The 14,783-nt window shown below is 47.5% G+C and carries 14 protein-coding genes; 2 read left to right on the forward strand and 12 right to left on the reverse strand.

Going from position 1 to position 14,783, the window contains the following annotated elements:
- The first annotated feature begins 122 nt into the window (after window positions 1-122).
- Window positions 123-1,664: a glycosyltransferase family 9 protein gene (locus OGV38_RS21745; protein ID WP_286475054.1), complete on the forward strand. Its 1,542-nt coding sequence runs from the start codon at window positions 123-125 to the stop codon at window positions 1,662-1,664.
- Here OGV38_RS21745 and OGV38_RS21750 read toward each other — a convergent pair.
- The 11 genes from OGV38_RS21750 to OGV38_RS21800 all read right to left on the reverse strand — a co-directional run bounded on the left by OGV38_RS21750 (window position 1,619) and on the right by OGV38_RS21800 (window position 13,778).
- Window positions 1,619-2,410: a glycosyltransferase family 32 protein gene (locus OGV38_RS21750; protein WP_213748749.1), complete on the reverse strand. Its 792-nt coding sequence runs from the start codon at window positions 2,408-2,410 to the stop codon at window positions 1,619-1,621. The two genes, OGV38_RS21745 and OGV38_RS21750, sit on opposite strands and share 46 nt — an antisense overlap.
- Entirely contained in the window at window positions 2,407-3,537 is a 1,131-nt protein-coding gene (locus OGV38_RS21755) for a phosphoribosyltransferase family protein (RefSeq protein WP_213748750.1), read from the reverse strand. Before OGV38_RS21755 ends, OGV38_RS21750 begins: the two co-directional genes overlap by 4 nt.
- Window positions 3,538-3,548: 11 nt before the next feature.
- Window positions 3,549-4,394 carry a histidinol-phosphatase gene (locus OGV38_RS21760; protein ID WP_213748751.1) on the reverse strand — a complete coding sequence of 282 codons (846 nt, stop codon included), beginning with the start codon at window positions 4,392-4,394 and terminating at the stop codon, window positions 3,549-3,551.
- Window positions 4,391-5,419, reverse strand: a complete 1,029-nt coding sequence (locus tag OGV38_RS21765) for a radical SAM family protein (RefSeq protein ID WP_213748752.1) — start codon at window positions 5,417-5,419, stop codon at window positions 4,391-4,393. The genes OGV38_RS21760 and OGV38_RS21765 overlap by 4 nt, the downstream gene beginning before the upstream one ends.
- A 119-nt stretch (window positions 5,420-5,538) precedes the next feature.
- Window positions 5,539-7,122 (reverse strand): hypothetical protein, encoded by a 1,584-nt coding sequence (locus OGV38_RS21770; protein WP_275145902.1) that lies wholly within the window; start codon window positions 7,120-7,122, stop codon window positions 5,539-5,541.
- Window positions 7,123-7,131: 9 nt separating this feature from the next.
- Window positions 7,132-8,343 (reverse strand): YaaW family protein, encoded by a 1,212-nt coding sequence (locus OGV38_RS21775; RefSeq protein WP_286474953.1) that lies wholly within the window; start codon window positions 8,341-8,343, stop codon window positions 7,132-7,134.
- Window positions 8,330-9,328: a helix-turn-helix transcriptional regulator gene (locus OGV38_RS21780; protein ID WP_213748755.1), complete on the reverse strand. Its 999-nt coding sequence runs from the start codon at window positions 9,326-9,328 to the stop codon at window positions 8,330-8,332. The genes OGV38_RS21775 and OGV38_RS21780 overlap by 14 nt, the downstream gene beginning before the upstream one ends.
- Before the next feature lie 675 nt (window positions 9,329-10,003).
- On the reverse strand, window positions 10,004-10,624 hold the full coding sequence (locus OGV38_RS21785) for an inovirus Gp2 family protein (protein ID WP_286474958.1): 621 nt from the start codon (window positions 10,622-10,624) through the stop codon (window positions 10,004-10,006).
- Window positions 10,625-10,836: 212 nt separating this feature from the next.
- On the reverse strand, window positions 10,837-12,246 hold the full coding sequence (locus OGV38_RS21790) for a YfjI family protein (protein WP_213748757.1): 1,410 nt from the start codon (window positions 12,244-12,246) through the stop codon (window positions 10,837-10,839).
- Between the two features lie 137 nt (window positions 12,247-12,383).
- Entirely contained in the window at window positions 12,384-12,572 is a 189-nt protein-coding gene (locus OGV38_RS21795) for a helix-turn-helix transcriptional regulator (protein ID WP_502874076.1), read from the reverse strand.
- Between the two features lie 165 nt (window positions 12,573-12,737).
- On the reverse strand, window positions 12,738-13,778 hold the full coding sequence (locus OGV38_RS21800; protein WP_275145899.1) for a hypothetical protein: 1,041 nt from the start codon (window positions 13,776-13,778) through the stop codon (window positions 12,738-12,740).
- 209 nt (window positions 13,779-13,987) lie between these two features.
- On the opposite strand from OGV38_RS21800, the gene OGV38_RS21805 reads away from it, so the two are divergent.
- Entirely contained in the window at window positions 13,988-14,170 is a 183-nt protein-coding gene (locus OGV38_RS21805; protein WP_286475060.1) for a hypothetical protein, read from the forward strand.
- On the opposite strand, the gene OGV38_RS21810 is transcribed toward OGV38_RS21805, so the two are convergent.
- Window positions 14,167-14,781 (reverse strand): Fic/DOC family protein, encoded by a 615-nt coding sequence (locus OGV38_RS21810; RefSeq protein WP_275145898.1) that lies wholly within the window; start codon window positions 14,779-14,781, stop codon window positions 14,167-14,169. The two genes, OGV38_RS21805 and OGV38_RS21810, sit on opposite strands and share 4 nt — an antisense overlap.
- Window positions 14,782-14,783: the final 2 nt, after the last annotated feature.

Here is a 14,783-nt window from a genome sequence, read left to right on the forward strand (position 1 = left end):
AACAGGAAAAAGCCGACCGGGAGATAATAGTGATGCAATGTGATGTTAATTCACGATTAGAATACGCCACATCACCCTGAAAAAACCGTGTGGCCGGGATCGGCCCTCTGAGCAAAGGACTGGTGAGCACATTGTTAAGTTTAAAGATTTTACGCAAAGCAGTTTCCAGGCTGATATTTCGCCTGCTGGCGGACAAACCTCTGCCCACGAAAACCCCCGGCGAAAAACTGCATATTCTTCTGCTTCGCTGGGATGCAAAATTGGGCGACTCCATCGTATCTTCTTTCTTTTTTCGCGAATCACGTAAGCTCAATGCACGATTGACTGTACTTACGGTTAACGAGTTAGCTGAAATGCATACCAACACCTTCGGTGTGGATGAAGTCATCGTTACGAATCCGCATCCAGGGCTTGGTGAACTACGCAGATTGGTGAACCAACTAAGTAATGTCGATGTCGTTGTTCATCTGGTTGGACGACTGCAACCTGCAGAAATCGTTTTTATGCGGTTACTCCGCCCGGCGAGTCTCTATTCCCTTGATGATTCACTGCGCTGTGTGAATCGTAAAATGGGTTTTGCTGCAAACACGCTCAATATCGTGGAGCAGTACAAATATATTCTGCAGGATCTGGGCGCGAAAGTGATCGACACCCAGTACATTGTGCCGTTGCCTGCCGAGCTCCCGCCTGCAGCACTTTCCCCCCAAATACTTTTTAATCCTTATGCCAGCCGAAGAGACAAGGGGCTATCCCCTTCCCGTGCAACCGCAGCTCTACAAGCTATCACCGACGAGTTTCCCGGTCATTCCGTGGGAATTCTTTGCAGCCCTTCAACGCTGCACAGCGCACAGCATCTGGAAAACGCAGTTGCACGCGATAATGTGGCAGTCTTGCACGACGGGCTAACGCCCGAAAAGGTTGCAGGCTATATTCGCCGCGCGCAGGCAGTTGTTAGTGTGGATACTGCCATTGTGCATATGGCTGTTGGCCTGAAAGCGAAGCTGGTGGCGATCTACCCGTTGATTGCAGGTCAACACAACCCATGGCTGCCGCCTCGCTCACCTTTTACACAAGTGATCTACAGCGAACAACAGCCAGACACACTCCGTCGTACGGGCAAAAAAAATATGGATGCTTTTTCGCTAACGTCATTAATGAACGCATTGCAGACTCTCTTAACGCTGCCAGCAGAAGCGAAAAACAGCATGTCGCTTAACGCCAGAATCATCCCAGGGCTAGGGGTAGCGACGGGCACGCTGGCGCGACAACTGCCCTTAATCTGTGAAAAATTTCCTGAAGTTGCAGGCTGTTATGCCGGGACCATCAACCTTGAATTCAGCGTTCCTGTCGCAGTCGTGCGGCCCGATCACCGTACCGCACCGCTGGCCTGGACTCCCAGTGGACGCACCACCGAGATATTCGATCTACTGCGCATTGAACTTGAATTCAGCCATTTAACTGAACGCATCCCCGCATGGCTGTATATTGCCCACAGCTCGCCACACCGCCGGACGCCGACCATTCACGAAGCAATCGCGCCGCGTATTAACCTCAATGGCGCCACGCACTGTCGACTCCACTTACCCGCTGAGGCTATCGTACTAGGCGAAAGCGGTACTCAGGCAACGGAAGCTATCAATTTGTCACTTTCATCAACCCAGTAATCCGCATTCGCCTCAATATGCAAAAACAGTTTTGCCAGCAGCGAGCCACCCGCCAGGAATTCAGCCACGGTTTCTCTCCGGGCTTCGGTACGCCGGAAATAGGTGTTGTAAAGTTTGAGAATGGCCACGTCGTTAATCAAAAATGCCCCGACGGCAATATCGGTGCGACGCATCACCTCGCAACCAGCAAAGTTGTAAAGAGGACGGTATCCGGGATCGATGACCTCCCCGCCAATCGGGATGGCAGCATCGGCAGCCTGGGCAATGATATTTTTGATTCTCCCAGGATTACCCCAAGCGTGATTCTCGCTCTCAAGCCCTATAGCTAAGGCTTGCGCAAGTATGGGGTTTCCCGGCAGGGACGCGAAAATACACTCGCTATGCCAGTGCAATTTATGGCTCAGCCCTGTCGGAAATAACTCAACACTCGGATCTCTAAACAGCAACGTATCCGCATCCAACCATGCCCCGCCCCAGCGATGTACAAACGCCATGCGAATGAAATCGCTCTTCGCCACAATAGCTTCAATGCCGTTCGCCAGCGTAAAGCTCAGCGGTTCAAAAGCCCAAGCTTTATTCATGATGTCAGCATCGATGTGCTCGCTTACCGTTCGCGGCGTAAGCAGAAGAAAACGATCGCCCAGAGCTCTGCGCATAGAAACCAGTGCTAGGGCAACATAAGCCGGCATGGTCTGACCCGGTGCGTTTTCCCAGTAACTGACGTAATGGATAGTGTCGGACGTCATTTCACCAGCACCTTACCTTTCGCACACAACAGCCCATTTTGCATCAGATATGTTCTGAGCATCACCAGTGATGGCGCGCATGCAGGCTGAGCCAAAAACTCATTATTTAACGCTGATTTATAAAGATTAAGCCAGGTAAGCACCGGCACATTTGGCAGGAAAGCCGGTAAACTACCCCGGTTGTCTTCGCCAAATAGCAGACGCAACGCACGCAGAATGGGCTGATAGCCCGGAGCAGAGAGCAGTTGCGCGACGTTTTCATCCAAATGCTGCTTTACGCTCACACTGTTCAACCGATCCTCCACCGACGCATCAGTTAATGCCACCCGGGGATCTAGCGCCACTGGGTAAATGGCACGAAATGACCGGGCGCCGTTACACAGCGATTCATACAACACTTTGTCCGCCGTTGCCCCAGTCACCAGCACGTCATCTCCGAAAATGACATGCACGCCGCTCCAGCGGTAAAAATTCTCCGCTGGAATCACATGATCCTGCACAAGATTGACCCGATCGCGCTCGGCCTGACTAAGGCTAGCGTAATTTTCACACGGCGGCGCAATCCTGGGCAGTTTAACGTTGATAATGGTGGGCAATCCTTTATGCGCCAACGTGAGATTAATTTCCTCAACCACGATATCGTAGAGCACATTGGCCGTGGAAGGCACATTACGCCAGCCCGTGGTCATCATCACAACACTCTCTCCCTCCTCTTTGGCCTGGCAAAACAACCCTGACCATGAAGAAGAGGTGTCATCCAGTTCTGCGGCAAGATAGTCGATAACGCACCGTGCCAGATAGCGTATCTCGCTCACTCCGCCATATTTCGCACGGCTATAAATGCCCGCCAATGTTGTAGCGTCAGCACCGGTGCGCATATCGCAAAATGATCCAGTCGCATTCGGCGTCAGATAATGCAGCGCCTTACCACCAAAAATAGCGACGTAATCGGACATGTCGATCAAACCGCGTGCCAGCAAATCGGTCGCGAACGCGCGAAAACCGGATTTAACATCCTGCGCATTGATCTGTGCACTGGCCTGGCGAAACATTGCCAACTGGGTTGCGAGCGGTTCGTTGTGCAACGTGTTCCACGCAAGTGAATGCGGGGTTTTTAGTCCATTCATGGTGAAGCTCCTTAGCGAGACGCTGGCACAGTGTGAAATTGAAGGTCATCCAGCAGAACATCAATGCGTTGACGCTGCTGATAATAGCTGATGGATTGAAGCCCTAATGGCCTGAGGACCTCCACCAACTCGGCGATCCCCGCTCCGGCATCACGAGGATCATGCGCATCGGATCCGATGGTCAATGGAACATTGTTCCTCAGTAATTTCTCCAGCAAAGCTCGGGAAGGATAGGACCATCTTCCTGCAATTTCTTTACCCGTCGTAGGATCAAGGCTGGATTTTCGCAGGCCCGAAGCATTCAGTTCATATGCAATACCGCTGCGTACGAGCGGCGCAATCAACGGTTCAAAGCGACGCAAAAACACATCCTCTGGGATTGCGCGCAGTAGCGTGTCAGCGTGCCCAACCGCATCAAACAACCAGCTTTCCAGCAACGCTTCAAGCTGAGCAAAGTACTTATCCAGAAAGGAGTCTGCCGCTAACCGGGGCAGTTCCCAGACCTTCACCATCGGCTCATCGGCAACAGTGACGTAGTGAATTGAACCGATGACAAAATCCATTGGATAGCGGGCAAGTAATTGCCGGTTATAACGCTCAGTACCCGGCATATAATCGAGTTCCAGACCGCGTAGCAGCGTGATCTCTCCTTTATAGGCCTGCTGCGCCTTATCAATATCGGTGAAATAGCTCTCCAGTTCCGATTCCAGCAAACGGTTCTGCGCATCCACCGGGAACGGAGCATGATCAGTGATGGTGAGTACCGTCACCCCCGCAGCAATCGAGGCACAAACAAGTTCGTCGATGGTACCTACAGCATGTTTCGAGTAGAACGAGTGGCAGTGCGAATCAATCATGCTGCCTTCCATTGTTCAAGCAACCCGGAATGCTTCCCCATCTCTTTGACCAGCCAGTAAGGATTATTGGCGGTCGCGATGATCGCGCGAAGCTGCGGGGTGTCTTCCAGCCGCGCCAGCAGTTCGGTTAACGGCTGGGTATATAACGCGCGCGACAAGGGATTCTCCCGCACATGGCTCGCCAGATGATGCCAGTCGATCGCATCAGAATGGATATTTGCAACACGCTCGGTCTCAATACCGTACAGAAACACATCGCCGTTGGGTTTAATTGTCACGTCCATGCCATTGGGCTGGGGTGCACGGTTCAGGCTGCCAAAGGTAAAAGGTTTATCCACTTTGGACTCAATCGCGGCAATATATCCCTGTAAGTCCAGATAACCCTCCGGCGTATCTCTTGCCGGATGAACCAGATTTTTGTAGTCGATGTTAAACGTGTCCGCACCTATTAATAATTTGTCTTCCAGTACGCTGACTGGCTTTATGCTGGCGTTAATTCCCCATGAGGCCAGTTCACTCACCAGATATTCGCGAGTGAAGGCCCGATCGATATCAATTGAGCGAAATGAAAAACTGAGCGATGACGGTTTTTTGCGCTGAACATAATCCAGGCTAAATCCATGTGCACGCCATTTTACTTTTTCAATATGGTGGCTATCTGAACTCAGGCGAATATTACAGGTATCACCATTGGCGGAGACAAGACGATTAATCTCATCAAAGATCTTTTCCATCTTCTCATGGCGAAAAAAACCACTGGTAATAAACTCAAAGCTGTTGCCCCCTCGGGACAACGCCAGTAAGTCATAAAAGGTATGAATGTTATTGAGCGGTTCACCTTCGCCACTCACGGAAATACGCTTTACGGAGGGATCATTAATGAGCGCCGACAGGTTGTCACGTGCCTGCGTTGACAGCACCATACTCTTACCCGTTACGTGCTTATCTGCATACATGCAGAACGCACAGCCGATGCCGCAGATCTGGGTGATATCCACATAAAGCAAATGACCATGTAAATCCATATATAATATTCCGTCATATTTTTGAAAAAAAATTCAATTTGGTACAAATCAAACTCTTTTGCAGTGTATGTTTAAAACACCAATTCTCTGCGTATAACTCCTCGGTGTCTTTGATGTATTTAGACAGGTTCCGGGTCCGATCCCAACAAAGCCTGTAAACGCGCATCGGCCTGCGCCCTACCGTCCTGTAACATCGTTAGTACGGCATTGTCTTCCTGCTGGTGCTGCGCGCCAAACAGATCTAATCGATCGAGCATATAGACCGTTAATACGGTACCAAGGCCGGTGACGCACCCCGTCAGCACAGCCACTAGGGTAGTGATCAGCCCACCGGGCAGAACAGTAAACAGTGCACCGAGAGTTTTGCTGAGGTACTCTTCAAGCAGTACGCCACCAATGACGAATGCGCCGCTGACGGCGATCTTCAGCCCTGCATCTAGTGCTTCGGCACGGCTTGTACCTTCTGGTCGCATCAGTACGATTTTGGCTGCGCGGAACAGCGAAAAAACGCCTTCGCGGATCATTCTCACCAGGTTGCGGGCAGTTGTGAAGAAGGTGTTGATCAGCGTTGTCATCAAGTTACTAATGATTCCGCTAATGGCCCCGTCACGAAAAGCCGTTAGCACGTTGCGCCAGTTATCGAGACAGCTCTTTGCCACCCGCCCAGCACGGATTTTTAATGCCTCCCAGACATGCTCCTGATCCACCCCATCACAAAACCCGTTATGCCAGCTGTCATGAACTTCCAACAACAGGCCGTCGACAAAATCCGTCAACACTAAGCCAATCGCCTGCTGTAGGCCCATTTTCCCCGCTTCGACAGCGCTGGTTTTCAGTAAATATGTACCGAATTTCGCACTACCGTAGTAGCCCCAACGAAGACTGCTTTCATACTGCTTGCGTGCCACTTCATCCAGCTCGCGCAATTTTTCCTGATCGACGGCGTTCTGCTGTTTGTACTTCTCCAGTGCATTCTGATCTTTTTTGCTCAGAGGCTCATTTTTGGCTTTCTCTTCCAACCGGGCAATTTGGGAATCGCGATCGGCGCGGTTTTTGTTCAACCAGGCGATGTACTCCTCTGCGCTCTTTTGCTGTTTCGACTCATTGATCGAGTGGTGCGTTTGATGCAGGTTGGTTTTGTGGTTCGCCAGATCCGCACCATTAGCCTCCGCCAGCCAGACCGCAGGATCGTTATGGATAGAATTGGCAGAAACTAGGTGATCCTGCTGCGCTTTGGTATTTCTGCTCAGTGTCTGCCCGGTATAGGCATCAACAGCTTTTCCTGAATCCTGTTTTTTACTGTTTTCGGCGTTGGTCTTCTTGTAGTTGTCGTGCTTATGATATGGATCACTGTTGTACTTACCGCGGCTTTCATAACGCACTTGCTCCTCTTCCGTGGCATACACCCCGGAGCGAACATTATGAATGGTATCGACATTCCCCCCCACCTTGTCCCATGCAGAGACAATACTCCCCAGCCCAAACGGACCAATAATGCTATGCAGAAGACGCTGTCGGCACTCAGCCAGCATCAATGTGGTTTGTTCCGTGCGCCACTTCTGTTGATACTGCCGAACTTGCTGATGTGCCTGCCAAACACTGACATCGGATACTGTAACGACCTCTTTTGTTGATGGTATGAGCTCTCTTGTCTGTCGTTGACGCTGCTGGTTCAGACGCAATAAAAGTGTTTTTCTGTCCATAATCTCCCCTTAAAACGCACCTGCACGCTGGCTAAATGCCTCACGAAGCACCGCCATTAGCTCAGCAGCCTCAGTTTCCTGAATACCTAACTCGAACGCCTGTTCAAGCGCAGTGTGGATATCAGGCGGGTTGACAATAAGACGATTAATTGTGGCTTGTAATATCGAGGAAAGATGCCCGCTCATCATCCCCAGGCAGCAGGTTTCGATATCGCTGCGCACGTCAGACGGCGCGATACCTTCCTCTTTAGCACAAGCAAAGGCAACAGCCAGCATTGCCTCACAACGTTTTTCAAAACGCTGAACTTCATCCATTTTTTTGAGGACCTTATCTGCATACTCTTCCGTCGTCTGCTGTTGCCCGGCCACCACACCCTGCTCAAACGCCGTATTGCGCTCACGCCTTACACTGGCTGCATTAGAAAGTCCTACCATACGAAACATGTTCGCCACCCAGCTGTCAGCATCTTTCTCATCCTGCCAGCGATGATACTCCCACCAAACTTTATCGGCTTCCGCCGTAGCATGAATCCGTTGGCGAAGTAGTGCTACCTGAACCACTGCAGGAATCGTAACGCGAAACGCTGGTCCCGCCAGGTCTAGGGCGGTCCATAGCCCAGTAATCACCCAGCCAATCGGCCCCAAGAAAGAAGCTGCCCCTCGCGCAGCCACAAACGAGGCTGCGGACATCACCACCGTCCGTCCGAGCAGTTGGCTGGCAAAGACGTTGGCAATTAACGATGCCAAGAGTAAGCTTGAGAAGCGGCTAGACTGCAACTGCGTCATTAATTTTGCTTCAGGGAAAAGCATCGTACTACCCTGAGTAAGATCCATTTTTTCAAGCAGATTTTTGCGTTGAGCTTGGTCCATATCCGACCAAGCCTTGCGAGTAATCGCCGCCAGCACAGCCAGTTCGATAAGGTCAACGCCCCAGTCCTTCTCGTACGTCGCGTCAAGCTTGTCCGCCACATCGATCACCACTGTTTTCCACTCAGGGCCACCGCCGCGAAACAGATTGACGACGGTATTTCCGCCAAACTCGCACAGCTCGTGGGCAATCAGATCGACATACTGACTGTGTGCCGGGCAATGGGTTTTATAACTTGCTTTACTCTCAATGCCGCTGCTGAACGCCTTCGTGATGTATTCCACCAGCGGGGCCAATTCGCTATCCGATGCGTTGCTTAATACTGGCAGCAGTTGACTATCACCTGTACTCATCATTATTTTCCTGTTCTGTACTAACATCGTCTATGTCGCGTTTAATGTTACTGATGGTGTTACCAAAAGTTGCAAGAAAGCCATCGAGCATCGGACTGTCAACAACCGTGGCGCTAAAGCGCATCCGCCCGTCGTCAAGCTCGCTGACCTGTTGGTCGGATGAAAGTGGCGATTCCAGCAAAAGTTGCGCCCGCGCGGTTTCAAGCGTGAAATGAATTCGGATATGTCGCCCTTCGCCGAATCCGAAACGCCCGTCGTCGTCGTAACGTTTGAGGTTAAAATCCGTGGGGCGGGAAAAGTGAAAGGTACTGCAGACCGCCGAGATAATGCGGTTCAGAGCTAGGCTGCGCTCGTTATCGTAGCCTTTAAAGCGGCAGACCAGATACAGTCGCGAGCCCTGTTGAGCCAGCCCTAGGGGCATCACCTCGACCTGACGGCGAGTACCGTGCGCATTGCTGTAATCAATATTCAGCCAGCGGTTGTAGTAAAGCGCTTCACTAACCGCGTCAAACACGCCTTCCTGGATCACTGGCGGTAGGAGTGGCTGGCTGGCAGCGACTACCCGCACCTTCTGCGACCATTCCCGCTCTCGCTGCGCCTGTTCGCTGTGGCTAAGAGTGTGTCCCGCTTGGCTAAAAAACGGCGAAAATGAAGCCATCAGATGCGCGGGTAACAGATGCTTTAACTGCGCCTGTGCCATCTGCATCAGCAGCGATTCTGCTGGCGATAGTTGCGCCAAGCTCAGTCCTCGCGAGCCTGCCCGCCATCGCCAGCCATAGGGGCGGCAGCGATCGTCACACTCTAGATCGAAGTGCTGGCTAAGGCGTTCAAGCTGGCGCTGAATGGTACGCACATTGCGATCAATTCCCGCATCCGTAAGTTGCTGATGCAACTCTTGGGCGGTAATGCGCTGACTGCGCGGTATACGACGCAACAGCTCAAGAGAAAAAAATGTGGTATCAACGCTGTTTGTTCGCTTTGGCATTACGGCTCCTGTAGCAGCACCCTGAATGCGTAACGCATTTATGCATATCAGATTTATCGGCAATAGCCTTCAATACTTAACTGGTTTATCACCAACAGACAGTGAGCTGAGTCTGCCAGATGCATGCGACAGACTATGTCGCAGTAATAAAAAAACAGTGGAAAGATACGATGAGGGGATTGGCCATTAAGCACGTATCTGGCTGACATATTGCCATACGACATGCTGGCGCTTAAGAATGAGATTATGTGTGCTCTGAGGGAATAATTATTAACCACTAAGATCCGTATCGGCATGCGGAAAGATTTCAGCGAATCACTCATGTCAAGCCTACTTGGAGGATCAAACACCACCATCCCGACTTGCTGATTGTCGCGAAATAGCCTCTTCGGTCAGGCTTTCGTCCTATATAGTTCGTATCTATACCAAGCTCGCTAAAGCAACATTCCTGACTCTGCAACCTACTCTGCTGGGTCACAAAGAGAATATTCAGTAGGACTGGGGAGAGTGATGAGCCCTACCCTGAGACGCTACGGGTTAATCTCAACACTTTCGAATTCTTGGTCGGTTAAAATTTATACCGGCGCGATGTTCAAAGTATTAAAAACTTCCTTTTTTTGAATAAAAAAAATCAGGCCCTTTCACCATATAAAAGGCCTGAACTGTAAAAATAAATTATCCTCTACTACAACCGAAGTTCCTTTCACCCTCACCAAAGACTTTGGTATCGAGTTTTGTCATGTAATCCAGTCGGTTAAGAAGATCATAGTAAACCTCAACATAATCAGGACCATTGACCTCCAGCATATACCTGCAGTTGTCAGGAAAATGGACGAGTTGTGGGCAATCTTCAAACGTCAAACCCAGAGCGCTGTACCAGGCTTTCATGATCATCACTCCCAGGCTGTCTTCGTATTTAAAATCACCTAAATGGTAATAGGCATGTTTATTGAACAACAGACAGATATGAAAGTGGCACTTACCCAGCAGCGTAAATTCTCTGACCCAAATATTACGTAATGTATTCGGGTGTATTCTGGTACCGTCACGCATTCTGCGATCCTCACTGGCGCTGAGGGTTGCTTTCAGTGCATTCAGGAAGCGGGAGATCGCGCCTGGTTCCTGATTATGAAAGCAGGAGATGGTATCACCTCTATCCAGAATCGGTGGGTAATGAAGATCTACCCGCAATGCCATTGTTCGAGGATATTGCCTGATGGCATTATTTAAGGTCTGCTCAATTTTAATTTTATAATCAAAAATATGTTCACCATGAGTGCCATTATATAAATGCATAAAATATTCCTTTTTAATAGTCCTGTGTTACCACAGGACTATATTAGTGACCGTCGATTGGTGTTCTACTTAACAGAGATAAATATAATACCTTTCCTACATTTAAATTAAGGCAAAAGTACCCCACAACCAGTAAAGACTGATTGAAAATAACTCTGCAATAATATAATTGAGTGGTGGGGACTATCTGCTTTCTACATCTTATAACCTCATTAAGTCACATCTAATAAATCAACAGGCTGAATAAAAATAGTTTTTCCTTTTTTATAGGTCTTTATTCTACCTTGAGAATAAAGCATACCTAATAACTCTGTCGTTTTTTTGTTATCCCTGAAGCGATTGGGACCATATTGCTGTATGGTGTTTTTCCTGATGTATGGCAAAAGATTTTGGCTGCAGTAATTTTTCACCCACCAGTACATTTCATCAACATCTGTATTTACCATCATCGATTCCTTAGGTTTAGAAAAAAGATTAATGTGTTCATTTGCATACCACAGGCTGATCGCTATGGCAGCTTCCACGGCAACAAGGGATATATCTCCTTTATCTTCGTTGAAGTAGTGCAACAAAGCGGCGATTCTTGCCATATTTTCAGCTACCTTGGATGCATAATCTTTAAATTCTGAAAGATTGCCGATAATCCCCATTTCTGATTCAATTCGATTATAAAATTCAATCCATGCCAGTTCTGCTTCAGAAGAAAAATGCAAACAAATTCGTTCTCCCTGACTAATCATACCTTCATCAACGATCTCCATTAATCGTTTGTGGAACACCGGTAAATGCTCACTTGAAACAGTCGGGTTAGTTATTTTCCTCTGCCCTTGTGTTGAGTAGGGATGACTAATCAGGGTACGAGCAAAAAATCCTATCCCTTTTGCTATCTCACCTTTCTTCTCGATATACCCATCCATGACTATAGGCTGAACCATCAGAGATAGTGTCAGTCGAGCATCTTTTATTAATCTCTCTGGTTCATTTTTCCTTTCTACTGAGTAAGTTGATCCATCCCACATTTTATTAATGAGTGGTAGCTCATTTAATGTATAACCATTAAAAATACTCCCTGCCTCATCTGACATCATGCCAACTGATCTTTTATGCCCACAGAGATGCTCTTTTAGCGCCGCAGGTGTCACATCGTTAAATATCCACTTGTGCCTAACGGGTTCTACAGGACAACTGGCTTGCAGTATTTTCAAAGACTCACGTGTATCTGATGGGTCTTTACCACGGCGAATCTCTGATTTCAGTTTTGACATCAAGGCCTTTTCTTCAGCCGTGAAGATCTTTACGTTATTTTGCCAGTTAATGAACTCCTGCTTATATTGCTCAAAAAGTTGCTCTTCTCGTTGATACAGCGGCTTCATTAAAAGCTTACTCACTGTACTTTTCCTTTCCCCTGACTCCGCAATTGTCACTATAAACAGTGATACAGGGCTACGCAGATTATTCAGCCTGCAGACATCAATCTGGTTCTGACAAACCAGAGAAATCACACCAAGCATCTCTGCTGCAATTAAGGGAAGTGGAGCCTGAGTTTGTTGCTCTGCCTCATAAATTGCATGCCCGATTCTTGCTGGAAACAGATGTATAGGAAATTTTTGGTTTCCTGACATAAAACACCTCATGATCAATTCGTGTCGAAAATACCTCCGCTTAAGTTGCTATTCCGCTATTAATAGTGGAAATAGCAAGATGCATTTCCGACCATTAGATAAAAAAACAAAAGAAATGATAAAAAAATTTCAGACTCTTAGCGTTCATTGATCCAACAGAGTAGGTCGCTTAATAACCAACCACAGGATTTCAGACCAATTGACTTGCGTTTAGGAAACTTACCTGACCGTTCCAGTTTCCAGGCTGTTGACCGAGAAATGGACGTGATATACTGGCGCTCCTTTTCCCGTACTAGGCGGTCGCCTTTCTCACCGTAATCACGCAAGATCTGTAGTCGTTTTTCAGCGGGTGGGGGGGGTAAATGTTGTATTCATACTGCCTCCTTTGTTTTGATAGAGCCAGTTTCTACGATTCAGATGAAAATTTAAAGAAGAGAGGTTCCCATTACGCTAATGTCTAATGAGAACCTTATTGAGATATTTACTTGAAATTAAGTGTATTTAATAAGAAGAGCATCAAGGTAGGTCTCTAACACCGAGGAAGTAATATTCTGTTGTAGCTGATAATTACTGCCTTCTTTGAACAATAGATTTGCTAACTCTCCCGATGTAAGGTTTGCATGCCCGAGTTTAATTATTAAATATATTACATTATCTTTTATTTGAGAATGACGACCATCCTCAATATCTAAAGATAACTTACCTTCTTCGATTAAAGAGCTTTTAACCCATTTCGATATTGTTTTGTTACTAACGTTTTTTATAGATAATTTGTGATTATCCCGGACTGCATTCAATATATTTGTTGTTTTTAAACAATTTATTTCGTCATTTTCTTTTGCGAAATTTATTTTGAGTAAAATTAATGCGATGAAAGTCTGTATATGAGAGATCTCTACTTCATGAATTTTATTTTCTTCATTATTAAAAAATCGAAATAACTCTTGACACCCATGGTTATCAATGTATAACAATTCATGGTAGACAAAGATATTTTTATCAAAAATCAAATAATCCTTATCATCCCTACCAAGAACTCTAACTTCTCCTGGAGTTTCATTCCATAATTCATTTGCATTTTTAAGATTGTAATTCTCCCTTGCTAATCGAGTGGTGCTTGTAGGTTGCAGCCGCCAAAAACCACTGGCATATCCATTGTAGACATATTTAAAAAAAGAACTGCCGCTAAAAACCGGATACTCATTTATTTCAGATTGGTCACAAGGTATGAATGTTCTTACTGCAAACTGAGAGCTATCCTTATGTTGATAAAAGTCTCCTCCTGCTCTGATATCAAAAGTATCATAACGATGTTCTTTTTTATTCGCATAACGAATTATTCGGCAGTATTCTGAACGAAGGTTAACATAGAGACTGATTTTATCATCCAGCCATGTGGATATAATATCCTTCAGGCTCACTTTAAATTCTTTCGAGAACTCGTCAGCACGACAAAAAGTATCGGGGATATCAAATTGTTCAGGAATATTAAAAAGCTCAGAAGCATCAAAAAAATCGGAGTTACTTGTCATTTATCGCCACCAATGCATTGACCTTATAAATTACAAAGGATTATATCAAGGTAAAGCGATGAGTCTAAAAGCTATTTAATGACAAGTAAGTATTTTCATCATCTCAAATCAAGAGATGTACAGCGCTACTCTGTGAACGATACAGGCTTTCACCGTGCAATCCCAATTGATGTCAGCCTTGCGGGCTGTCCCTATCCACACTAGAATCAGTGCAACAAAACAAGGTTATCACCATGACAAAAAAATCAGCACACAGCCAGATCACTAAAACTCAAATCTACCGTTCCGTTGCCAGCTCAACCGCAATAGAAACTGGTGTTTCTGTGCAAAAAATTGAGCAGCAACTGAAACAAAACCAAGCACAGGCGAAAGCCGTTGGCCTCGCCCGTTAATCTGGCAAGATGTCGTTCACCAGTTGCATCATAGGGCTGTAGTTCCCTGATACGCCTGCCTGTATTGCCTTGAAGTAAAACGCCTTGTGCTCATCCCACAGGCTGTAATCAAGTAAGCCCTTCCCTGCCAGAACCGATAGCACATCGCAAAGTAGCCGCGACAGACGCCCGTTACCTTCTCTGAATGGGTGGATCAAAATAAATTCCACATGGCATTCAGCCAGATAAGTGACCAGCTCCGAACGAGCCAGAGATTTAAGCTCGCCAGACCGAGCGAGAAACTGCTTCTCGAAACCATCAAGAAGTAGCGGAATTCTGTCGGCAGCGGCAAACTGGAAGCCGTCTTTTGTCAGGTTGGCATTACGCAGCCTCCCCGCCCAGTCGTACACATTCCCCAGCCATTGGCGATGCCACCTGCTGATGTGCTCAAAAGCCAGCATCTCAGGCGGCTGGCCCTCAATAAATAACTGCTCATACAGCATCAGCAGCAAGCCAGACTCCAGCGCCTCCATTTCCTCTTCATCTGTAATCCCTAGCTTATTAGCCAGCACTAAGTCTCCAGAGCCCGGCTGATACCGTTCTTCCGCTGAATTAAGCTCATATTTTGACAAGC

The organism is Citrobacter sp. Cb080, assembly GCF_030334745.1.
Lineage (GTDB): Bacteria > Pseudomonadota > Gammaproteobacteria > Enterobacterales > Enterobacteriaceae > Citrobacter > Citrobacter braakii.

Excerpts from the sequence above, each read along its gene's own strand:
- OGV38_RS21775 (WP_286474953.1), bottom strand. The coding sequence starts at position 8,343 with ATGAGTACAGGTGATAGTCAACTGCTGCCAGTATTAAGCAACGCATCG.
- OGV38_RS21790 (WP_213748757.1), bottom strand. The coding sequence starts at position 12,246 with ATGTCAGGAAACCAAAAATTTCCTATACATCTGTTTCCAGCAAGAATC.
- OGV38_RS21780 (WP_213748755.1), bottom strand. The coding sequence starts at position 9,328 with ATGCCAAAGCGAACAAACAGCGTTGATACCACATTTTTTTCTCTTGAG.
- OGV38_RS21800 (WP_275145899.1), bottom strand. The coding sequence starts at position 13,778 with ATGACAAGTAACTCCGATTTTTTTGATGCTTCTGAGCTTTTTAATATT.
- OGV38_RS21750 (WP_213748749.1), bottom strand. The coding sequence starts at position 2,410 with ATGACGTCCGACACTATCCATTACGTCAGTTACTGGGAAAACGCACCG.
- OGV38_RS21765 (WP_213748752.1), bottom strand. The coding sequence starts at position 5,419 with ATGGATTTACATGGTCATTTGCTTTATGTGGATATCACCCAGATCTGC.
- OGV38_RS21770 (WP_275145902.1), bottom strand. The coding sequence starts at position 7,122 with ATGGACAGAAAAACACTTTTATTGCGTCTGAACCAGCAGCGTCAACGA.
- OGV38_RS21785 (WP_286474958.1), bottom strand. The coding sequence starts at position 10,624 with ATGCATTTATATAATGGCACTCATGGTGAACATATTTTTGATTATAAA.
- OGV38_RS21755 (WP_213748750.1), bottom strand. The coding sequence starts at position 3,537 with ATGAATGGACTAAAAACCCCGCATTCACTTGCGTGGAACACGTTGCAC.
- OGV38_RS21760 (WP_213748751.1), bottom strand. The coding sequence starts at position 4,394 with ATGATTGATTCGCACTGCCACTCGTTCTACTCGAAACATGCTGTAGGT.